Origin of the sequence: Micromonospora sp. NPDC050200 (genome assembly GCF_040656135.1) — a bacterium.
Taxonomy (GTDB): Bacteria; Actinomycetota; Actinomycetes; order Mycobacteriales; family Micromonosporaceae; genus Micromonospora.
This window is the reverse complement of record NZ_JBFALG010000022.1, coordinates 49,710-69,814: the sequence shown is the minus strand read 5'-3', so window position 1 is coordinate 69,814 and position 20,105 is coordinate 49,710. Positions and strand designations below refer to the sequence as shown.

Annotated in this window: 23 protein-coding genes; 9 read left to right on the top strand and 14 right to left on the bottom strand. The window is 75.5% G+C overall.

What is annotated here, in order from left to right:
- The first annotated feature begins 46 nt into the window (after nucleotides 1–46).
- Complete coding sequence (locus tag AB0I41_RS16985) at nucleotides 47–241, top strand: hypothetical protein (RefSeq protein WP_357107881.1); 195 nt, start codon at nucleotides 47–49, stop codon at nucleotides 239–241.
- A gap of 158 nt (nucleotides 242–399) precedes the next feature.
- Here the strand turns inward: AB0I41_RS16985 and AB0I41_RS16980 are convergent, their stop codons facing one another.
- The 7 genes from AB0I41_RS16980 to AB0I41_RS16950 all read right to left on the bottom strand — a co-directional run bounded on the left by AB0I41_RS16980 (nucleotide 400) and on the right by AB0I41_RS16950 (nucleotide 4,637).
- On the bottom strand, nucleotides 400–603 hold the full coding sequence (locus AB0I41_RS16980) for a cold-shock protein (protein ID WP_007458127.1): 204 nt from the start codon (nucleotides 601–603) through the stop codon (nucleotides 400–402).
- Nucleotides 604–891: 288 nt separating this feature from the next.
- Nucleotides 892–1,164 carry a DUF4235 domain-containing protein gene (locus tag AB0I41_RS16975; RefSeq protein ID WP_357107877.1) on the bottom strand — a complete coding sequence of 91 codons (273 nt, stop codon included), beginning with the start codon at nucleotides 1,162–1,164 and terminating at the stop codon, nucleotides 892–894.
- Nucleotides 1,161–1,502 (bottom strand): DUF3618 domain-containing protein, encoded by a 342-nt coding sequence (locus AB0I41_RS16970; RefSeq protein ID WP_357107875.1) that lies wholly within the window; start codon nucleotides 1,500–1,502, stop codon nucleotides 1,161–1,163. Before AB0I41_RS16970 ends, AB0I41_RS16975 begins: the two co-directional genes overlap by 4 nt.
- Complete coding sequence (locus AB0I41_RS16965) at nucleotides 1,499–1,933, bottom strand: phage holin family protein (protein ID WP_357107873.1); 435 nt, start codon at nucleotides 1,931–1,933, stop codon at nucleotides 1,499–1,501. Before AB0I41_RS16965 ends, AB0I41_RS16970 begins: the two co-directional genes overlap by 4 nt.
- A gap of 187 nt (nucleotides 1,934–2,120) precedes the next feature.
- Nucleotides 2,121–3,317, bottom strand: a complete 1,197-nt coding sequence (locus AB0I41_RS16960; protein ID WP_357107870.1) for a mechanosensitive ion channel domain-containing protein — start codon at nucleotides 3,315–3,317, stop codon at nucleotides 2,121–2,123.
- A gap of 71 nt (nucleotides 3,318–3,388) precedes the next feature.
- On the bottom strand, nucleotides 3,389–4,210 hold the full coding sequence (locus AB0I41_RS16955; protein WP_357107868.1) for a DUF1206 domain-containing protein: 822 nt from the start codon (nucleotides 4,208–4,210) through the stop codon (nucleotides 3,389–3,391).
- A gap of 61 nt (nucleotides 4,211–4,271) precedes the next feature.
- A complete protein-coding gene (locus AB0I41_RS16950; RefSeq protein ID WP_357107865.1) occupies nucleotides 4,272–4,637 on the bottom strand; it encodes a hypothetical protein in 366 nt (121 codons plus the stop codon).
- Between the two features lie 73 nt (nucleotides 4,638–4,710).
- Between AB0I41_RS16950 and AB0I41_RS16945 the strand changes: the two genes are divergently transcribed.
- Nucleotides 4,711–5,937 carry a cysteine desulfurase-like protein gene (locus AB0I41_RS16945; protein WP_357107862.1) on the top strand — a complete coding sequence of 409 codons (1,227 nt, stop codon included), beginning with the start codon at nucleotides 4,711–4,713 and terminating at the stop codon, nucleotides 5,935–5,937.
- Entirely contained in the window at nucleotides 5,934–6,221 is a 288-nt protein-coding gene (locus AB0I41_RS16940) for a GNAT family N-acetyltransferase (RefSeq protein ID WP_357107860.1), read from the top strand. The genes AB0I41_RS16945 and AB0I41_RS16940 overlap by 4 nt, the downstream gene beginning before the upstream one ends.
- A 110-nt stretch (nucleotides 6,222–6,331) precedes the next feature.
- Here AB0I41_RS16940 and AB0I41_RS16935 read toward each other — a convergent pair whose 3' ends face one another.
- Nucleotides 6,332–7,816, bottom strand: a complete 1,485-nt coding sequence (locus AB0I41_RS16935; RefSeq protein ID WP_357107857.1) for a glycoside hydrolase family 3 N-terminal domain-containing protein — start codon at nucleotides 7,814–7,816, stop codon at nucleotides 6,332–6,334.
- Nucleotides 7,817–8,027: 211 nt separating this feature from the next.
- Here AB0I41_RS16935 and AB0I41_RS16930 point away from each other — a divergent pair, with 211 nt between their 5' ends.
- From AB0I41_RS16930 to AB0I41_RS16915, 4 genes are all read left to right on the top strand, one after another.
- Nucleotides 8,028–8,153 (top strand): hypothetical protein, encoded by a 126-nt coding sequence (locus AB0I41_RS16930; RefSeq protein ID WP_357107854.1) that lies wholly within the window; start codon nucleotides 8,028–8,030, stop codon nucleotides 8,151–8,153.
- Between the two features lie 85 nt (nucleotides 8,154–8,238).
- On the top strand, nucleotides 8,239–9,189 hold the full coding sequence (locus AB0I41_RS16925) for a TIGR03557 family F420-dependent LLM class oxidoreductase (RefSeq protein WP_357107851.1): 951 nt from the start codon (nucleotides 8,239–8,241) through the stop codon (nucleotides 9,187–9,189).
- Nucleotides 9,190–9,297: 108 nt separating this feature from the next.
- A complete protein-coding gene (locus AB0I41_RS16920; RefSeq protein ID WP_357107975.1) occupies nucleotides 9,298–10,341 on the top strand; it encodes a MoxR family ATPase in 1,044 nt (347 codons plus the stop codon).
- Between the two features lie 90 nt (nucleotides 10,342–10,431).
- Nucleotides 10,432–12,186 (top strand): hypothetical protein, encoded by a 1,755-nt coding sequence (locus tag AB0I41_RS16915; RefSeq protein WP_357107973.1) that lies wholly within the window; start codon nucleotides 10,432–10,434, stop codon nucleotides 12,184–12,186.
- A gap of 86 nt (nucleotides 12,187–12,272) precedes the next feature.
- Here AB0I41_RS16915 and AB0I41_RS16910 read toward each other — a convergent pair whose 3' ends face one another.
- Nucleotides 12,273–12,908, bottom strand: a complete 636-nt coding sequence (locus AB0I41_RS16910) for a TetR/AcrR family transcriptional regulator (RefSeq protein ID WP_357107849.1) — start codon at nucleotides 12,906–12,908, stop codon at nucleotides 12,273–12,275.
- Nucleotides 12,909–13,019: 111 nt separating this feature from the next.
- Nucleotides 13,020–13,859 (bottom strand): methyltransferase domain-containing protein, encoded by an 840-nt coding sequence (locus tag AB0I41_RS16905; protein ID WP_357107846.1) that lies wholly within the window; start codon nucleotides 13,857–13,859, stop codon nucleotides 13,020–13,022.
- A gap of 289 nt (nucleotides 13,860–14,148) precedes the next feature.
- Between AB0I41_RS16905 and AB0I41_RS16900 the strand changes: the two genes are divergently transcribed.
- A complete protein-coding gene (locus AB0I41_RS16900; RefSeq protein WP_357107843.1) occupies nucleotides 14,149–14,652 on the top strand; it encodes a hypothetical protein in 504 nt (167 codons plus the stop codon).
- A 126-nt stretch (nucleotides 14,653–14,778) separates the two neighbouring features.
- Nucleotides 14,779–15,807, top strand: a complete 1,029-nt coding sequence (locus tag AB0I41_RS16895; RefSeq protein ID WP_357107841.1) for a helix-turn-helix domain-containing protein — start codon at nucleotides 14,779–14,781, stop codon at nucleotides 15,805–15,807.
- A 191-nt stretch (nucleotides 15,808–15,998) separates the two neighbouring features.
- On the opposite strand, the gene AB0I41_RS16890 is transcribed toward AB0I41_RS16895, so the two are convergent.
- Genes AB0I41_RS16890 through AB0I41_RS16875 form a run of 4 tightly spaced genes read right to left on the bottom strand, consistent with a single transcriptional unit; the run spans nucleotide 15,999 to nucleotide 20,098 of the window.
- Complete coding sequence (locus tag AB0I41_RS16890) at nucleotides 15,999–16,982, bottom strand: DNA topoisomerase IB (protein WP_357107838.1); 984 nt, start codon at nucleotides 16,980–16,982, stop codon at nucleotides 15,999–16,001.
- A complete protein-coding gene (locus AB0I41_RS16885; protein ID WP_357107835.1) occupies nucleotides 16,966–17,907 on the bottom strand; it encodes a glycosyltransferase family 9 protein in 942 nt (313 codons plus the stop codon). Before AB0I41_RS16885 ends, AB0I41_RS16890 begins: the two co-directional genes overlap by 17 nt.
- Nucleotides 17,904–18,605 (bottom strand): SDR family oxidoreductase, encoded by a 702-nt coding sequence (locus tag AB0I41_RS16880; protein ID WP_357107832.1) that lies wholly within the window; start codon nucleotides 18,603–18,605, stop codon nucleotides 17,904–17,906. The genes AB0I41_RS16885 and AB0I41_RS16880 overlap by 4 nt, the downstream gene beginning before the upstream one ends.
- Entirely contained in the window at nucleotides 18,602–20,098 is a 1,497-nt protein-coding gene (locus AB0I41_RS16875; RefSeq protein ID WP_357107829.1) for a PfkB family carbohydrate kinase, read from the bottom strand. The genes AB0I41_RS16880 and AB0I41_RS16875 overlap by 4 nt, the downstream gene beginning before the upstream one ends.
- Nucleotides 20,099–20,105 lie beyond the last annotated feature (7 nt).

Here is a 20,105-nt window from a genome sequence, read left to right as displayed (position 1 = left end):
TGCTGACCGGAGGGCCGGGTCCACCGGCGAAGGCGAGGAGGGACCGATGAGGGGCTGGCTGACGCTCACCCTCGGGCTGCTGGCCGTGGTGGTCGGGGGGGTGTGGACGGTGCAGGGCCTCGGGTACGTCGGCGGCAGCGTGATGACCGACCAGCGGATCTGGGCGGTGGTCGGGCCGGTGCTGATCCTGATCGGACTCGTGGTGCTCTGGCGCGGCCTGCGGGCCCGTCGCCGCAGCTGACCGACCCGTCCGGCGGCCACCCGGCGGGCCAACCGGCGGCGGTCGCCGGCGCACCCGGCCCGGATACGCGGAAAGCCCCGCATCCCTGCAGGACACGGGGCTTCTCGTCGATCCGGGGGGCCGGATCACCCGGGCCGGCGGCTGCCGACCGGCACTGCTCAGAGGGGGCGGACCTGCTCGGCCTGCGGACCCTTCTGACCCTGGGCGATCTCGAACTCCACCCGCTGGTTCTCCTCCAGCGAGCGGTAGCCGCTGGTCTGGATGGCCGAGAAGTGGACGAACACGTCAGCACCCCCGCCGTCGACGGTGATGAAGCCGAAGCCCTTGTCAGCGTTGAACCACTTCACGGTTCCCTGCGCCATGTGAATCTCCTTCTAAAACTGGCGGCCGAGCACGCCGTGCGGCCGATTGGCCGTTTTCGAGCAGCGGCGCCTGAGGCGGCCCCCACGTAGGAGACTTCTCTCAACCCACGCCATCTCGCAACAGCGGGGACAGCAAACCACGTACGCAAAAACTCTGCACAGCCTACCCGACGAAATTTTCCGACATGTGACCTGACGGATGCCCTTGATCAGCTGGGCGGGTGTCTCCGGCCGTGCGAAAGGCCCCCCACCCGTCGATGCGGGAGGGGGGCCTTCGACCTCTGCGGCTCAGTCCGGCCAGCGGCCGGTCAGCCGTCGTACGCCGACCGCACCGCCCCGGTCCACAGCGGCCCGGACGACCGCGAAGATGGCGCCCTGCAACGCGGCCGCGGCCAGGATCTCGCCCCAGCGGCGGTTCTCGTCGGTCGCGCTGGGGGCCTCGCCGTCACCGGCGGTCACCTTCCAGACCTGCCGGAAGATCGCCCCGGCGACCGTGCCGGCGGCCAGACCGAGCAGTACCCCGACGGGTTTGTACGCGGCCCTACCGATGCCCTTGTTCACCTGCGCCTCCCCCGCACGATCAGCAGCACGACCACCGCCGCCACGGCGCCGGCCGCGACCGTCGCCCACGGCATCGGGTTGCGCCGGACCGCCCCGCCCTTCTCGTGTGCCTGCGCCCGCGCGACGTCGGCCTTCTGCGCCGCCTGCCCGCGCATCCGGGCGACGGTCTGCGCGGCCTGCTCGCGCATCCGCTCCTTCGCCTGGCCGGCGGACTCCCGCAGGCGGGCCTTGACGTCGGCCCTGGCGGCCAACAACTCCATCGTCTCGCCCAACTCCACCCGGGTGCGCCGGATCTCCTCGCGGAGCGCCTCCGCGTCACCGGTCCCGTTGCCCGTCATGCCCGTCCCCTGTCCTTCACCGCCGCCGTGACGACGTCCACGTCCGCCCGGACGCTCCGCACCGTCGACGCCGGCACCGGCGGGACCGCCTGGCTGACCTGCTGCTTGCCGACCAGGGCGAGCACCCCGGCGACCAGGAAGAGCGCCACCGCCACGATCAGGGCGGCCAGCCACGCCGGCAGGACCAGGTCCAGCAGCAGCACCGCGGCGGTGACCAGCGCGCCCAACCCGTACAGGGCCAGCGCTCCGCCCCCGCCGAAGAGACCGATTCCGATCCCGGCGTGCTTGCCCTTCCGGGTCAACTCCGCCCGAGCCAGCGCCAGTTCGTCCCGGACGAGGCGGGACACCTGCTCGGTGGCCCGCTGCACCAGTTCGGCGGTGGACGGCTCGCTCCCGGTCCGGGACGTCTGGTGCTTCGCCACGTCAGCCATGCTGTCCTCCTTTCATCATCACCGCGCTGTATGCCCGGAGTCGCCGCCCGTCAATCCTGCGTGCAGTGACCAACCACATCTGACCCCAGGTGGACCCGCAGCGTCCGGCGAAACGCGGAAGCCGGTACGACGAAAGCACCCGCCGGCCGGCGCGGAGGCCGGCCGGCGGGTGCGGACGGAGGGTCGCTCAGCGGCGGGCGTCGGCGTGCTCCTCGGGGCCGACGAAGGCCTCGCTGCGCGCGGCGCCGTCGTCGCTGCCGCCGAAGACGCGGGCGTCGTCGGGCAGTTCGGGCTCCTGGCGGCGGCGCACCGGCTGGCGGGGCCGCACCCACTGCCACTCCAGGGCGCCGGAGGCGTCACCGATCTCGGTGCGGGTCCGCGGCAGCGCGGTCGGGCGGTGGTCCCGGACCCAGCCGACCAGGTGCTCCCGGACCAGGCAGCGCAGGTCCCACAGGCTGCCCGCGTCGCCGGCGCTGACCAGCGCCCGGACGGTGATCGTGCCGCCGGTCGCGTCGGTCACCTGGAGCACGCAGACCCGGCCGTCCCACAGCTCGGTGCTCTCCACCAGGCGGCGCAGCTCCTCGCGCATCGCCTGCACCGGGATCGCCCAGTCCACCTCGAACTCGGCGGTGCCGAGGACGGCGGCCTCGGTGCGGGTCCAGTTCTCGAACGGGGTGCTGGTGAAGTACGAGGTGGGCAGGATCAGCCGGCGGTCGTCCCAGATCTGCACCACCACGTAGCTCAGGGTCAGCTCCTCGATCCGGCCCCACTCCCCCTCGACCACGACCACGTCGTCGAGGCGTACCGCGTCGCTGAAGGCGAGCTGGAGGCCGGCGATGACGTTGCCGAGCAGACTCTGGGCGGCCAGGGCGGCGACCACACCGACCACACCGGCGGAGGTCAGCACCCCGGCGCCGATGCCGCGTACGGCGGGGAAGGTCATCAGCATGACGCCGACGGTCAGCACCACGATCACCACGATGGTCAGCCGGCGCAGCAGCACCACCTGGGTGCGTACCCGGCGGGCGTGCCGGTTGTTCGGCACGTCCACCCGGAACCGGGCCAGGGCGGTGTCCTCCACCGCCACCAGCAGCGCGGCGACCAGCCAGGCCGTCGCGGCGACCACGGTCAGCACCAGGGTGTGCAGCGCCACCTGCCGCCAGGGCGTGCCGACGGCGTACCCGGTGGTGAACCGGACCGCGAACTGGACGGCGAGGACGGTGGCGGCCACCTGGAACGGGCGGTACACGTGCTCGGTCAGCTCGGCCGTCAGCTGCGACCGCCGGCCGAACCGGCGCAGCGCCCGGTGCACCACCTCGACGAGCAACAGGGCGATCGCCGCCACGGCGGCCGCGGCGACGATCGTCTCCAGGAAGTCCTGCACGGGCTCTCCCCCTCCGGACCGGACTTCGGGCAAAGGCCCTATGGTGCCCGGCATTTCCGGTATCGACCAGCTCAGACCTTGCGGTACCGGGACCGGAGGAAGCAGAACGTGCCGAAGGCGGCGATGCCGAGCGCGACCAGCACCAGCAGAACCTGGCCGTAGGACCGGTCGCGCAGGGTGCGCAGCGCGGCGTCCAGACCCCGGGCCTTCTCCGGGTCGTAGCTGACTGCGGCAACGACGATCAACAGGCCGGCGATGCCGTACGCGACGCCCTTGGCGACGTAGCCGACGACGCCGAGCCGCCGGGCCAGGGTGCGGGTCCGGCGGCTCATCTCGCCGGTCTTGAGGTGCTTCTCGAAGCGCTTGACCAGGCCGTAGATCACCAGACCGACGCCGATGCCGGCGAGCACCAGACCGGCCAGGCCGACCAGCAGCCGCCCGCCGCCGGAGGTCATCAGCTTGCCGGTCAGCGCCTCCTGCTGGTCGGCGCTGTTGGAGCCGGCGTCCTGGAAGACCTTGACGGCGGTCCAGGCGAAGTAGAGGTGGACGATCGTCCGGCCGGCGGAGGCGACCCGTTCCCCGACGCGCTCCCTGCCCTGCTCGGCGCGGTGCCCGACGGCCGCTTCCAGACCCTGCCAGCTCGCCATCGCCAGCAGGCCGATCGCGATCAGGACGACCAGCGTCCGGCCCAGCGGCTGGGCGGCGATGGTCCGCAGCGCCCCGGACTGGTCGCCGTTCTCGCCGGGCCTGCCGAAGGCGATCTGCAGGGCCAGCCAGGCGAGGAGCAGGTGCACGACCCCGTAGCCGATGAAGCCGGCCCGGGCGAGGAGTTCCAGCCAGCGGCTGTCCGCGGTGCGGGCGGCGGTGGCTTCGGCGTTCGCGGTGAGCGACATGGCGCCACAATCTCCGAACGCGAAGATCCCCAAACGTGCCGCGGCCCCGCCTCGACCCTGGTCAGCTGCTGGAACCGCGCGCCACGCGGATCTTGACCTGCTGGTCGGTGACGCTGTCCAGGGTGACCGCGAAGCCGCCCACCTCGGTGGCCTGCTGGCCGACGGTGAGGGAGAGCTGCTCGCCGGCGACCTCGACGGTGACCTGGTCGCCCTGGGCGCCGACCAGCTTGGCCTCGACGCCGAGGACGGTGGCGCGGGCGTCGACGCCCCGGTCGAAGGTGACCGTGCAGGCGTCCAGGCCGCAGTCGGTCTCGGCCCCCTCCGAGCTGCATCCGGACAGCACGGCCACACCGAGCGCCAGGCCGGCCAGCAGGCCGGCAACCCGGCGGGTGGGGGTCAGCGGGGAGGTTCCGGATCGCGTCGTCATCCGACCAAGGGTACGAGACGGCTCCGCCCGAGTGATCATCGGCCGGGGCGGGGCGCCGCGTTAGGGTCCCGTCATGCCGTTCGACATTGCCCGGACCCGGGCCGCCTACCCCGCCCTGACCGAGGGTTTCGCCCACTTCGACGGTGCCGGGGGCACCCAGACCCCGCAGTCGGTGATCGACGCGGTCGGCGGGGCGATGCGCACCGCGCTCGGCAACCGCACCCCCGCCTTCGCGCCCGGCCGGCGCGCGCTGGAGCTGGTCGACGCCGCCCGTGCCGCGGTGGCCGACCTGCTCGGCGCGGCGCCGCGCGGGGTGGTGCTCGGGCCGAGCGCGACGGCGCTGACGTACACCCTGGCCCGGACTCTCGGCGAGACCTGGCGCCCGGGCGACGAGGTGGTGCTCTCCCGGCTCGACCACGACGGGAACGTGCGGCCCTGGGTGCGGGCGGCGGAGGCTGCCGGCGCGACCGTGCGCTGGGCGGAGTTCGACCCGGCCACCGGTGAGCTGCCCGCCGGCCAGTACGCCGAGCTGGTGGGCGAGCGGACCCGGCTGGTCGCGGTGACCGCCGGCAGCAACGCGATCGGCACGGTGCCGGACGTGGCGGCGATCGCCAAGACCGCGCACGCGGCCGGGGCGCTGGTCTGCGTCGACGGGGTGCACGCGGTGCCGCACGGCCCGACCGACCTCGCCTCGATGGGTGCGGACTTCCTGGTCACCAGCGCCTACAAGTGGTCCGGCCCGCACGTGGCGGCGATGGTGGCCGACCCGGCCCGGTGGGAGTCGCTGCACCCGGCCAAGCTGCTCCCCTCCTCCGATGCCGTGCCGGACCGGTTCGAGCTGGGCACGCCGAGCTTCCCGCTGCTGGCCGGCGTGGCCGCCGCGGTGGACCACCTGGCCGGGCTGGACCCGACCGCCACCGGCGACCGGCGGGAGCGGGTCCGGGCCGGGCTGGCCGCCGCGCAGGCGTACGAGGAGTCGCTCTTCGACCGGCTGCTGGCCGGGCTGGCCGACAACCGGGCGGTCACCGTGTACGGGGCCGCCGCGCGGCGCTGCCCGACGGTGTCGTTCCGGCTCGCCGGGTGGTCGCCGGCCGGGCTGGCGGCGGCGCTGGGCGAGGCGGGGCTCTGCCTCTCCTCCGGCGACTACTACGCCTACGAGTACTTCCAGGCGATGGGGCTGCGGGCGGACGGCGGGGCGGTCCGGGCCAGCATCTACCACTACAACACCGCCGACGAGGTGGACCGGTTGCTGACCGAACTGGACCGGCTGGCCCACCGGCGGGAGACAATGGGCCGGTGAGCTTCCTGGTCGAGGAGAACCCCGCCGAGCACCGCTTCGAGATCCTGGTCGACGACGCGCTGGCCGGCTTCACGGCGTACCTGCCGCGCGGTGAGGTGCGGGTGTTCACCCACACCGAGGTGCGCCCGGAGTTCCAGGACATGGGGGTCGGTGCCGCGCTGATCCGGGGCACCCTGGACCAGGTGCGCGAGCAGGGCGGCCGGCTGGTGCCGCAGTGCCCGTTCATGCGGGCGTTCATCGAGCGGCACCCCGAGTACGCCGACCTGGTCTTCGAGCCGGCCTGACACTCGCCCCGGGTCGGGCCCGACGACGCCTTGCGGCCGGTCGCGGTGTCGCGTGAGGCGGACACCGCGACCTGCCGCAAGTGGAGTGGATCTCCCGCCGGGCGGCGGGGTCAGCGGGGGCCGGCGAGCAGTTCGGCGGCGGCCCGCGTGCCGGCGCGGGTGGCGCCGTGGGTGGCCACGTGCACCCGGCCGACGACCAGCTCGGGCACGCCCAGCTCCACCACGACGGCGTCCGGCCGGGCGGCGAGGGCCCGCGTGACGGCGGCTTGCATCCAGTCGTGGCGGTGCAGGTCGCGGACGACCAGGACGAGCGGCCGGCCGTCCGTCCCGGTGATCGGCTCCGCCGGCACCTCGGCCTCGGCGAACCGCGCGCCGGTGGTGCCGGGCCGCAGCGCGGCCAGCGGGGCGGCGATGCCCCACGGGGTCTCCGGACCGATGGCGATGTTGCGGGGCGGGGCGAACTCCACCACGTGGGCGGGGGCGGCCAGTGGCAGGTCACCGGCGGCGCCGCTGACCCGCAGCGCCCGGCGCGCGGCGGCCAGGCCGACCGGCGAGCCGTCGGCGGGCAGCACGCCCGGGGCCGGACGGTCGGCGCGGGCGGCCACCGTCCAGGCGGCGAGCTGACCGACCCGCTTGGCCGCCTCGGCCAGCCGTTCCTCGGGCAGTTCCCCCGCGACGACGGCGGCGACGACGGCGTCGCGCAGGTGCCGGGCGGCGTCCTCGCCGGCCCGCTCGCCGCCGACGCAGACCGCGTCGGCCCCGGCGGCGAGGGCGCGCACGGCCGCGCCGGCGAAGCCGTACCGGTCGGTGACGGCGCGCATCTCCACCGCGTCGGTGACCACCACGCCGGAGAAGCCCAGCTCGCCGCGGAGCAGGTCGCCGAGGATGTGGGGGCTGAGGGTGGCCGGCAGCTCCGCGTCGAGGGCGGGCACCAGCAGGTGCCCGGTCATCACGGCCTGCACGCCGGCCGCCACGGCGGCCCGGAACGGGACCAGCTCGCCGGCGTCGAGGCGGGCCCGGCTGGCCCCGATGCGGGGCAGGTCGTGGTGCGAGTCGACCCGGGTGTCGCCGTGGCCGGGGAAGTGCTTGGCGCAGGCGGCGACGCCGGCGGACTGGAGGCCGCGCACCCAGGCGGCGGTGTGCCGGGCGACCAGCTGCGGGTCGGCGCCGAAGGACCGTACGCCGATCACCGGGTTGGCCGGGTTGTTGTTGACGTCGGCGTCCGGGGCGTAGTTGAGGGTGACGCCGAGCGCGGCGAGGTCGGCGCCGAGGTCCCGGGCCACCTCCTCGGTCAGCTCCGGGTCGTCGACGGCGCCGAGGGCGAAGTTGCCCGGGCGGGAGCTGCCCAGCGCCGACTCGATCCGGGTGACGTCGCCGGCCTCCTCGTCGATGGCGACCAGCAGGTCGGGGCGTTCGGCGCGCAGGGTGGCGGTGAGCGCGGCGAGCTGGCCGGGGTCGACGACGTTGCGGGCGAAGAGGACCACGGCGCCGAGCCCCTCACCGAGCCACCGGCGGACCCAGTCGGGCGGGGTGGTGCCGACGAAACCGGGCTGCAGGACGGCGGCCGCCAGGCCCGCCAGGTTGCGCTCGCTCACGACGCCGCCGCCCGTCGGTCGGCGGCGGCATGAGGCTCGGAGGCGTCGTGCCCGATGGTTCGCTCGCTCATGCGGCCCCCGTACCCCCGTGTGGTCTCCGACGGCCCGTCGCCGTCGCGGTGCTGCCATGGTCACACCGGGCATTGAAATAGTCAATAAACCTTACTGTTACCGCCTGGCGCCGCCCGGGGCAGCGTGCGACAGTGCGGGAATGGATCTGCTGCCGCTCGCCGACGCCACCTCACCGGCCGACATCCCCGGCGTACGCCTGCTCGGCGTGGTGGTCGGGGGCCTGCTGCTGCTCGCCGCCATCCGGGCCATGTTCGGCCGCCGCTGAGACTGATCCTCCGCCGTCCCGGGTACGGCATCCCGGTCGGCCCGACGCGACCGGCGACGGGCGACGGCGACGGCGAGGGGGAACGATGAAGATCGGCTACTTCCTGTCCAGCGAGGAGTACACCCCGGCGGAGCTGCTGGAGCAGGCGCGCGGCGCCGAACGGGCCGGGTTCGAGGCGCTGTGGATCTCGGACCACTACCACCCGTGGTTGGACGCGCAGGGGCAGAGCCCCTTCGTCTGGTCGACCATCGGCGCGCTCAGCCAGGTCTGCTCGCTGCCCGTCACCACCGCGGTGACCTGCCCGACCGTCCGCATCCACCCGGCGGTGCTCGCCCAGGCCGCGGCCACCAGCGCGGTGCTGCACTCCGGGCGGTTCGTGCTCGGCGTCGGCACCGGCGAGGCGCTCAACGAGCACATCCTCGGCGACGCCTGGCCGCAGGCCGACGTCCGGCTGGCGATGCTGGAGGAGGCGGTCGAGGTGATGCGCGAGCTGTGGCGGGGCGGGTTCGTCAACCACCACGGCAAGCACTACACCGTCGAGCACGCCCGGGTCTACACGCTGCCCGACGCGCCCCCGCCGATCCACGTCTCGGGATTCGGCCCGAAGGCGGTGGACCTGGCCGCCCGGATCGGCGACGGCTACCTCAGCACCATGCCCGACGCCGAACTGGTCCGCCGGTACCGGGAGAACGGCGGCGGCGACAAGCCGTGCCAGGCCGGCTTCAAGGCGGCGTACGCCGGCAGCGAGGACGCCGGGGCGCGGCTCGCGTACGAGAAGTGGCCCAACGCCGTCGTGCCGGGCGAGCTGTCCCAGGTGCTCCCCTCCCCGCGCCACTTCGAACAGGTCGCCCAGTTGGTCGAGCCGGAGATGATGAAGGAGTCGTTCGTCTGCGGCAACAGCGCCGACGCGCACCTGGAGATGATCGACCAGTACGCCGAGGCCGGCTTCGACGAGGTCTACGTGGCCAACACCGGCCCGCACACGCAGGGCCTGTTCGACCTCTACCAGCGCGAGGTGCTGCCCCGCCTGCGCTGACCCGGGGCGTCCGGGACGGCCGGGGCGCCGGCCCGGACCACCGCGATAATCGGGTGCGCCGCCCCGACCCGCGCGCCGATCATGATCGGCGTGCACTCCGCCCTCACGGTGACCCCGGCCGAACTGCCCACGCTGCTGCTGCACGTGGCCGTGGTCCGGCCCGTCTTCGTCTGGGGCGCGCCCGGCATCGGCAAGAGTTCGCTGGTCCGGGCCTTCGCCGAATCGCTCGGCCTGCCCTGCGTGACGCTGGTCGGCACCCAGCTCGCCGCCGAGGACCTGATCGGCGTCCCGGAGCTGCGCGACGGGCGCAGCCGCTTCGCCCCGCCCGAGTCGATCGCCCGCACCGAGCCGTACTGCCTCTTCCTGGACGAGCTCAACTCCTCCAGCCCGGAGGTGCAGAAGGCGTTCTACTCGCTGATCCTGGACCGCCGGATCGGCTCCTACGAGCTGCCGGAGGGCTCGATCGTGATCGGCGCCGGCAACCGGGCCACCGACAACGCGCTCGCCCGGCCGATGGCGTCCGCGCTGGTCAACCGGCTGGTACACGTGCACCTGCGGGCCTCGGCCACCGACTGGCTGGCCTGGGCTGCCGGCGCGGGCCTGCACCCGTGGGTGCTCGACTACCTGACCGAGCGCCCCGACCAGCTGTGGGTGGCGCCGCCGAAGACCGAGGAGCCGTTCTCCACCCCGCGCAGCTGGCACATGCTCTCCGACGCGCTGCGCTCCTTCGGCGAGGGCGTCGACGAGGCGACCGTACGACTGCTCGCGGCCGGCACCCTCACCGGGCAGCACGCCGCCGGCTTCGCCGCGTACGTCAAGACGGTGCGCCACCGGTACGGCCTGGACGCCATCGTCCGGGGCGACGCCGGCTGGCCGCGCGCGGCGACCGACCGGGACCTGCTCTACTTCTTCGCCGAGGCGTTCCGGGCGCGGCTGGTCAAGGAGCTGCCGGCCGACCGCGACCACGCCTCCCGCACGGTCCGCGACTTCGCCCTGCGCGCCAAGGGCCTGCTGGTCGAGCTGGCCGAGATCTCCCTGGAGTGCGCCCAGCTGGTCGTCGCCACCGACGACGACGGGATGCCGGTGCTGCCGGCCTGGTTCCTGGTCGAGGTGACCCGGGACCTGCCCCGGCTGGTCGCGGCCCGGGCCTGACCGGTGGCCACCCGACGACGCGCCGGCCGGAAGCCGGACCCGAACGAGGAGGCGTTCCTCCAGGCCAAGCAGCGGGTGGCCGCGCACCCGATGTTCCGGCCGCTCTTCTCCTCCAGCGGCGCGCGCAACGCCTGGTTCGCCTGGTGCGACGACGACGAACTCGACGACCGGCGGGGGTGGGCGCGGGTCCGCGAGGACGGGAAGATCGTGGTCAACCGGCGGCGTCGCGCCGACGCCGACGAGTGGTACTGGGTGCTCGTGCACTGCCTGCTGCACCTCGGCTTCGGCCACCTCGACCCGGAGCGGGAGGATCCGGCCGACCGGGCCGACCAGGCCGCCGCCTGCCTGGTGGTGGCCCGGTTCCAGCACGACGCCAGGTTGGGCCGGCCGCCGAGGGAGCTGCCCACCCCGCTGCCCGCCGGCGACGAGGCCCGGCTGGCCGCGCGGTGGCGGGAGAGCGGCGTGCCCGACGGGTACGCCGACTGCGGCGTCGGCGGGCACGGCGGCGACATCGACCGCCGCCCCCGACCGACCGACCGGTACGGCTGGCAGCCGCCGGCCGGCGTCCGCTGGCAGACCTGGCCGGAGCGGTTCGCCGTCGGGCTGGCGGCGGCGGCCAGCGCGGCGGTGGAGGCCGCCGGCGCGCCGAGACCGGGCCCCGGGCGCCTGACCCACGCCACCGTCTGGGAGCGGGCGCGCCGCTGGTTCGTCTCGTCGTATCCGCTGCTGGGGGCGCTGGCCGCCGGTTTCCGGATCGTCGCCGACGTCGAGCTGGCCCGCTCGTGGCAGATCTCGGTCGCGGCGGTCGACGCGCACGCCGGGGAGATCTACGTCAACCCGCTGCGGGCGATGCCGGAGGAGGAGTGCCGGTTCGTTCTGGCCCACGAGATGCTGCACGCCGCGCTGCGGCACGCCGACCGGGTGGCGCACCGCGACCCGTACCTGTGGAACGTCGCCACCGACTACGTCATCAACGGCTGGCTGGTGGAGATGGCGGTCGGCGCCATGCCGGACGGGCTGCTGCACGACCCGCAGCTGCGCGGCCTGTCGAGCGAGGCGGTCTACGACCGGCTCGCCACCGACCTGCGCCGGCACCGCAAGCTCGCCACCCTGCGCGGCGCCGGGCTGGGCGACATGCTCGGCGAGCGGGCGCCCGGGCCCGGTGAGGCGCGCCGGGGGGTCGACCTGGACGAGTACTACCGCCGCGCGCTAACCAGCGGGCTGGCGTTCCACGAGTCGGCCGGGCGCGGGCTGCTCCCGGCCGGCCTGGTGGCCGAGATCCGGGTGCTCGACGCGCCGCCCCCGCCGTGGGACGTGCAACTGGCCCGCTGGTTCGACGAGCGCTTCCCGGCCCGCGAGCGGCAGCGCTCGTACGCCCGCCCGTCCCGCCGCCAGGCCGGCACCCCGGGCATCCCCCGCCCCGGCTGGCACCGGCCGGAGGAGCGGGAGCGCCGGCCGACGTTCGGGGTGGTGCTGGACACCTCGGGCTCGATGAGCGCCCGGCTGATGGGGCGGGCGCTCGGTGCGGTCGCCTCGTACGCGCTGGCCCGGGACGTGCCGGCCGCCCGGGTGGTGTTCTGCGACGCCGTCGCCTACGACGCCGGCTACCTGCCGGTGGCGGAGATCGCCGGCCGGGTGCGGGTACGCGGCCGGGGCGGCACCGTGCTGCAACCGGGGATCCGGCTGCTGGAGCGGGCCGACGACTTCCCGTCGGACGGTCCGATCCTGGTCGTCACCGACGGGGAGTGTGACGTGCTGCGCGTCCGGCGCGACCACGCGTTCCTGGTGCCGGCGGGCGCTCGGCTGCCGTTCACCCCGCGCGGCCCGGTCTTCCGGATGGCCTGACCACGCCCACCCATCAGCCCCATGCCCTGATCGCCTGCGCTCTGCCGGGACGACCGGCCGCCCGGATCGGGTTCCCCGGACGATCATCATCCCGCGGGTGGAGTGACGCCTCGCAGGAGCGTGCGGACCAGGTCGTCGACCAGCTCGGGTGAGGGCTCCGGCGCCGGGCCGGCGGGGTCGAGCAGGTGGCTCAGCACGAGGTCGTGGCAGACGCCGACGACCAGCGCGGCGACCGCCTCGGCGCTGGCGTCCGGCGCCACCCGCCCAAGCTCCTGCTCGGCGCGGACGTAGCCGGCGAGCTCGACCCGCAGTCCGGCCCCGCCGCCCATCGGGTTCGGCAGCTCGACCAGGCGGGCGAGCACCCCGGGCTGGGTGAACACGCCCGCCATGGCCGGCAGGATCGCCGCGTGCAGCGCCAGCGCCCGCGACAGGTACGTCCGCAGGTTCGCCGCCACCGTGCCCGCACCCGGCCGCGGGGGCGCGTCCTCCAACGCCGCCTCGGCGGCCCGCACGTGCGCGTGCAGCGCGTACGCGAGCAGCTCCTCCTTGTCGGCGAAGTGGTTGTAGAGCACCCCGTCGGCCACCTGGGCCTCGCGGGCGATGTCGCGGACGGTCAGCCCGACGGTGCCGCGCCGGGCGACCAGCCGTCGCGCGGCGGCGATCAGGTGGTCGCGCAGGCTCTGGTCGCCGCCGCGCAGCGCCGCGGCTCTCCTCGGTGACATCACCGGCATCCTAGGGCCGCCGGCGGCCCGCCACGCGGACCCGCCACCCGGTCGCGACGGGCCCCGTGCCCCGTCCCGGCCGCGAGGAAGGCAGGCGGGGCGCCGCGCGCGTCACGCCGGGCGGCGGGCGGTGACCAGCCAGCCGGTGCCGCGCAGGCGTACCCCGTCGGAGCCCTCGTAGGGGCGCAGCGCGTCGGTCAGCGCGGCGCGCGCCCCCGACGCGGTGGCCGGGTCGACCCGGTCGAGCTGGTGCCGCACGGGTCCCCAGCCACCGAGGAACTCCCCGGCGTCGGCGGCGTCGCGGCCCCAGAGCTGGGACGCCTCGACCGGCGCGCACTCGACCTCGGTGAGGCCGGCGTCGGCGAGGACCCGCCGGACGACCGCCGGGTCGGCGAGGGAGAGCGGCTCGGCGGTGCCCGTGCCGTCGGTGCCCGGGTGCGGCAGGCGGGCCACCAGTGCGGCGAGCACCCGCCCGAGGTCGCTGTGGCGGAGGTCGTCGAGGCAGACGAAGGCGAGCCGGCCGCCGGGGCGCAGCGCGCGGGCGAGGTTGCCGAAGGCGGCGACCGGATCGGCGAAGAACATCACCCCGAACCGGCTGAGGACCACGTCGAACGCGGCATCCGGCAGCGGGTGCACCTGGGCGTCACCGCGGATGAAGCGGACGTTGTCCACCTGCCCCTCCGCCGCGCCGGCCCGGGCCCGGTCGAGCATCGGGGCGGAGAGGTCGATCCCCGCCGCGTGGCCGTCGCCAGCCCGACGAGCGGCCAGCCGGGTCAGCTGCCCGTTGCCGCAGCCGACGTCGAGCACCCGGTCGCCGGGCCGGACGTACGCCAGCAGCGGAGCGTTGAAGCCGGCATTCACCGCGTCGTAGCGGTCGTGGTGCTGGGCCCAGTGCCGGCCCTCGTAGCCGTTCCACGCCTGCGCCTGGTGCTTGTTGACGACCACTTCCATCGACCCTCCCGATTATGAACGCACGTTCATGAGCGTCCGTTCATAATGAATGGGCGGATCGGCCGGTGTCAACGGTTTCGGGTCTGATCAATTCGGGTACCTCCGGCCCTCGATGAAGCTGTCCATGCACTCGACGACGTTGCGCCGCCGACGACGTTGCGCCGCGCGGCGCGGAGCCTGCCCGTGGTGTCGGAACAGGGCCAGCTCACGCTGGACTAGCCTGAGCCGGGCGCCGGCACGCCGCGCGCAGCACCGAACAGACATTGACCAGGGCGAGAGGGGCTCAGTCGTGATCGAACAGCCGGCGTACACCCGGTTCGGGTTCTCCGACGAGGAGTGGGGGCTGCTGGTCGGCCTGCCGCAGGCGGTCCTGACCGCGGCCAGCGCCGCGGAGTCCGACGGCAGCCGGCGCACCCGGGCCGAGACCGCCGCCGGGCTGGAGATCATCTCCACCGGCCGCGAGTCGGCCAACCCGCTGGTCGCGGCGGTCGCCGGGGAGATCGTGTCCCAGGTGGGCGACCCCGAGGCCGGCGAGGAGCTGCCGGTCATCGAGCCGGCCGACCCGCAGGGCCTGATCGACGACGTGCTGGCCCGGGCCGGCCAGGCGTCGGCCCTGCTGGCCGCCCGGGTGGACGAGGGCGAGGCCGGGGCGTACCGGCACTGGCTGGTGGAGATCGCCGAGCAGGTGGTCGTCGCCGCCCCCAGCGGCGGGCTCCTCGGCCTCGGCGGTGACCAGGTCAGCGACTCGGAACGACGCTTCCGGGACCGGCTCTCGCACGTGCTCAACGACTGAGCGGTACGGCCACGGATCCGCGCGCCCGACGGGCGCGCGGATCCGCCGTCTCCGGCCCCTCGCCCGGCCGCCCCGCCGTCGCCGACAATGGACCGGACACGCGGGGCCGACGCCGAAGGTGGGGAGATGCTGAACCGGACCGTCATCGACACCGAGGCGCTGCCGCCGCGCGAACGGTTCGGAATGTGGCTCGACCTCGTCGCCCGCACCGCCTCGCCGCTGCGGATGCGGTCCGCGCACGCCGACGACTTCACCGCCCGCGCCGAGATCATCCCCCTCGGGCCGATCCAGCTGGTGAACTACCGCTATCCCTCGCTGGACGCCGTCCGGACCGCGAAGCTGGCCCGGCAGACCGAGGTGGACTACTTCCTGCTCGCCCTGACCACCACCGGCACCGGCGCGTCCGGGCAGGCCGGGCGACAGAGCGTGATCGGGCCGCGGGAGTTCACCTTCTACGACGGGTCGCGCCCGCACCGGGTCAGCCACGAGGGCGAGCAGGGCGGGCTCGCCAGCTCCGTGGTGGCCCTGATCCCGTACGGCGCGCTGCCACTGCCCCCGGACCGGCTCGCTCCCCTGCTCGCCGGCCGGATGTCCGGCACCGAGGGGGTGGGCGCCCTGCTGGCGCAGTACCTGGTCCAGCTCACCAGCCATGCGGAGCAGTACCACGCGGCGGACGCCGAGCGACTCGGCGCGACCGCTCTCGACCTGATCGCCACCATGCTCGGCCGACACCTGGTCGCCGAGGACGCGGTGCCCCGGGAAGCACGCCGCCGGGCACTGCTCGCCCAGGTGCGCGGCTTCGTCCAGCGGCACCTGGGCGATGCCACGCTGAGCCCGCAGACGATCGCCGACGCGCACCACGTCTCGGTGCGTACCCTGCACCGGCTCTTCGAGGCGGAGGAGGCCACCGTGGCGTCGTACGTGCGGGACCTGCGCCTGGAGCGGTGCCGCCGCGACCTCGCCGACCCGGCGCAGGCGCACCGGCCGGTCCAGGCCGTCGCCGCCCGCTGGGGCTTCCGCGACAAGGCGGTCTTCAGCCGCGCCTTCCGCGCCGCCTACGGCGAGACCCCGCAGGGCTACCGCGCGGCCGGGCGGGAACAGGCACGGATCGTCAACGACGCGGCGTCCGTCGTCAACTCGACGTCGACATACTGACTGCGGGCCGGCGGCCGGCAGTCGCGTGTCGACCACCGGGTAACGGGGGACCGCGGCGTGGCGCCCGTGACGTCCGCGTCACGGGCGGCCGCCCCGGTGCCGCGTGGGAGACGCCGCCGCCCGGCTTTCCCCCGGCCGCACCGACCCCGGCCCCGCCGCTCACTCCCCCCCAGGACCGGCGACGGGGCCGGTCAGGCCTCCTCCAGCAGCTCCAGGACCGTCCGCTCCGCCTCGGGCTTCGGGGTGCCCGGCCGGACCGGCGCCACCACCCCGTCGTGGTAGAGGTCGACCACCCGCGGGTCCACGTAGGAGGTCCGGGCCACGGTCGGGGTGTTGCCCAGCAGCTCGGCCACCTCCTTCATCACCCCGGCGACCGCCCTCCTGCGAGCCGCCGCGGAACGCTGCACGCCGGCGGTGGCCAGCTCGGTCGCCGCCAGCACCGTCGCATGCCACGTACGGAAGTCCTTCGCGGTCATCTCCCCGCCGCTGCCGTCGCGCAGGTACTCGTTGACCTCGTCGCTGCGCACGTCGCGCCACTGCCGCCCGTCCCAGTAGCCGAAGAGGCGTTCCTCCGCCCGACGCCGCCGGCGCAGGTTGGTCAGCACCCGGCACAGCTCCGCGTCCTCGATCCGGCGGACCTGCTCGACGCCGCCCTTGGCGGGGAACTCGAAGACGACACAGCCGCCCCGGGAGCGGGCGTGCTCGGGGCGCAGGGTGGAGACCCCGAAGGTGGCGTCCTCGCCGACCGCGTACTGGTCGTTGCCGACCCGGAACATCCCCATGTCCAGCAGCCGGGCGACGGTGGCCAGCACCCGGTCCCGGTTCAGGCCGCGCTTGCCCAGGTCGTCCGCGATCCGCTCGCGCAGCACCGGCAACCGGTGGGCGACCTCCAGCACGTGGTCGAACTTCGCCTCGTCGCGCCTGCGCCGCCACTCCGGGTGGTAGAGGTACTGCTTGCGTCCGGCCGCGTCGACGCCGGTCGCCTGAATGTGCCCGTTCAGGTACGGCGAGATCCAGACGTCCTGCCAGGCGGGCGGGATGACCAGCCCGCGCAGCCGGGCCAGCTCGTCGCGGTCGCGGACCGGTCCGCCCCGGGCGTCGAGGAACACCCAGCCCTTGCCGGCCCGGCGGCGCCCGTACCCCGCCCGGCCCGGATCACTACGCCGCAATCGCACCGGAGATCCGCACCGCCTCTTCGGCCTCTTCCACGGCGGCCAACACCCGGTCCACCGGCAGCCCCGCCAACGACGGGTGGCTACCCACCCCGGGCCGGGCGGGCCAGTCCCGCGCTCCGCTCCAGAGCACCCGGTGCCGGGGCCGGCCCGCCGGCGGGCCCCACTCGGCCGGCGGGACCGGGCCGAAGAGCAGCACCGAGGGGGTGGCGTAGGCGGTGGCGAGGTGACCGACGCCGGTGTCACCGCTGACCACCAGACGGGCGTGGGCGACCAGGGCGGCCAACTCGCCCAGGTCGGTCCCGCCGGCCAGGACGGCGGACCCGGGCAGTCCGGCTTCGGCGGCCACCCGCTCCGCCAGCTCCCGCTCGTCGGCGGAGCCGGTCACCACCACCCGGTGTCCACGGTCGGCGACTCCCCGGGCGAGGGCGGCGAAGCGGGCGGCCGGCCAGCGCTTCTCGGGCACCTTGCTGCCCGGGTGGACGACGGTGACACCGGTCGGCGTCCGGCCCGCCGCCGGCCGGCGCAGCGCGAGGTCGCCGGGGTCGGCGGGGATGCCGTACCAGGCCAGCAGCCGGCACCAGCGGTGCACCTCGTGCTCCCCGGCGCGCCACCGCGGGCCGTCCAGGTGGCCGGCCTCGGGGCAGCGGAACGCCAGCAGCCGTCCCGCGCCGGCCAGCAGCCGGTGCGAGCGGGGGCCGCGCCCGTGCAGGTTGACCGCGACCGGCGGGGGCGGCCACGGCCGGGGGCCGAGGCCGTCGGTGGGCAGCAGCCGGTCGACGCCGCCGACCAGGTCGACCAGCGGCCCCAGCCAGGCCGGCGCCGCCAGCGCCAGCTCCCGGTCGGGGTACGCGACCCGCAGCGCCCGCAGCGCCGGCACCGCCGTGGCCAGGTCGCCCACGCCGAGGGCGCGGAGCACGAGGATCACGGGTACGAGCTCTCCTGCTCGGCGCAGACCACCAGCTCCCGTACCGCGCAGCCGGACGGCTGGGAGAGCGCGAACATCACCGCGGCGGCGGTGTCGGCCGGATCGTTGAGCGCGGCGTCCGGGCCGGGCCGGTACTGCGGGTGGCGCTCGTCGAAGAAGGCGGTGCGCATCCCGCCGGGGATCAGCAGGGTCACATTGACCCGGCCGGCGAGCTCGGCGGCGAGCGCGCGGGTGAAGCCGACCACCCCGAACTTCGCCGCGCAGTACGCGGTGGCGTCGCTGACCGCCTTCACGCCGAGGGTGGAAGCGACCGTGACGATCCCGCCCCGGGACGCCTCCAGGTACGGCAGCGCCGCCCGGACCACCGCCACCGTGGCGAGCAGGTCGACCGTGACGATCCGCTCCCAGGTCTCCCGGGGCACGTCGGCGAGCTTGCCGGGCACGTCCGTGCCGGCCGCGGTGACCACGGCGTCGAGGCCGCCGGAGCGCTCGGCCAGCTCCCGGGTGGCATCCTCGGCGGCCCGGGTGTCGGCCAGGTCGCACTCGATCCAGGGCACCCCGTCGCCGGGGCGGTGCCGGTCCAGCACCAGCGGCCGGCCGCCGGCCCGGGCAACCGCGGTGACCACCGCCGCACCGAGCCCGTTCGATCCGCCGGTGACCAGGACGGTCGGGCCGGCACCGGGTGGACTGCTGGTCATCGCGTTCCCTCCGCCGTCGGACGCTGCGCACCGGCTGGCCGGACGGCGCCGGTGGGGGCGGCGGGACACGCCCCGGGGCGCTCGCCGCGGGCCGCCGCGATCATGTCGGTGGTGGAGCGCCCGTCCAGGTACGGCACCACCACCGTGTGCCCGCCCCAGCGGCGCAGCGCCTCGGCCTCGGGCAGGGTCGCCGGGTCGCCGCCGCCGGTGGCGTAGTCGCCGCCCTTGACCCAGATGTCCGGGCGCAGCCAGCTCAGCGCCGCGTCGGGGGTCGGCTCGTCGAAGACCAGCACCGCGTCGACGCAGCTCAGCGCCGCGAGCAGTCGACTCCGGTCGCCCTGCGGCACGACCGGCCGCTCCGGCCCCTTCAACCCGGCGACGCTGGCGTCGGAGTTCAGGCAGACGATCAGGCAGTCGCCGAGCTGCCGGGCGGCCTGCAGGGTCGCCACGTGTCCGGCGTGCAGCAGGTCGAAGCAGCCGCCGGTGGCGACCACGGTGCCCCCGGCGGCGCGGACCTCGGCCACCACCGCGCCGGCCGCGGCGGCCCCGATCCGCTCCCCGCCACCGCCCAGCGGCAGCGGCGGGGCGGCGCGGACCTCGGGCGGCAGCGCGGCGGCCACTCCCCCGCCGGCCACGTACGCCGACGCCTCGGCCACCGCCTCCTGCACCGCCTCGGAGACCAGCGCGCCACGGGCCAGCGCGATGCTGGCCGCCGAGGCGAACCGGTCCCCGGCCCCGCAGGTGTCCCCCTCGGCGTTGACCGGGGCGGAGACCACCAGCGGGGTGGCACCGGCGTGGCAGAGCAGCGCGCCGTCGCCGCCCAGGGTCACCGCGACCGCGCCGGCCCGCCACCGCTCGCGCAGCCCCTGCGCGCCCCGGGAGGCGGTGGCCAGCCGGGACGAGCCGGGCGGGGCCTCGGTCAGGTCGCGTACCTCCGCCTCGTTCGGGGTGGCCAGGGTGACCCCGGGCACCGCCGCCGGCCCGCGCGGGTGCGGGTCCCAGACCACCGGCGCGCGGGTCGCGGCGAGCGCGGCGCGCAACGCGGGCTGCCGGGCGACGCCCCGGCCGTAGTCGCTGACCAGCACGGCGGACGCCCCGGCGATCAGCTGGAGCACCGCCTCGGTCGGCTGCCCCGGGTCGGCGGCCGAGCCGCCCCGGTCGTGGCGCAGCAGCACCCGGCCGCGGGCCCGCAGCCGGATCTTCTCCGGGGTGGCCCCCGCCAGGGGCAGCGCGTACACCTGCACGCCGGCCGCGGTGAGCAGGCAGCTGAGCCGGGCCCCACCGGCGTCGTCCGCGAGCGCTGTCACCAGCGCCACCTCCCCGGCGCCCTGGGCGGCGGCGAAGACCGCGGCCAGGCCGGCGCCGCCGGGCCGGTCGGCGTGCGTCGTCTCGTCCAGCACAGGGACGGGCGAGTCCGGGCAGAGCCGGTTCACCACGCCCTCGACGTCGCGGTCCAGCAGGGTGTCGCCGATGACCACCAGGGGTCCCCGCACGGCCGGC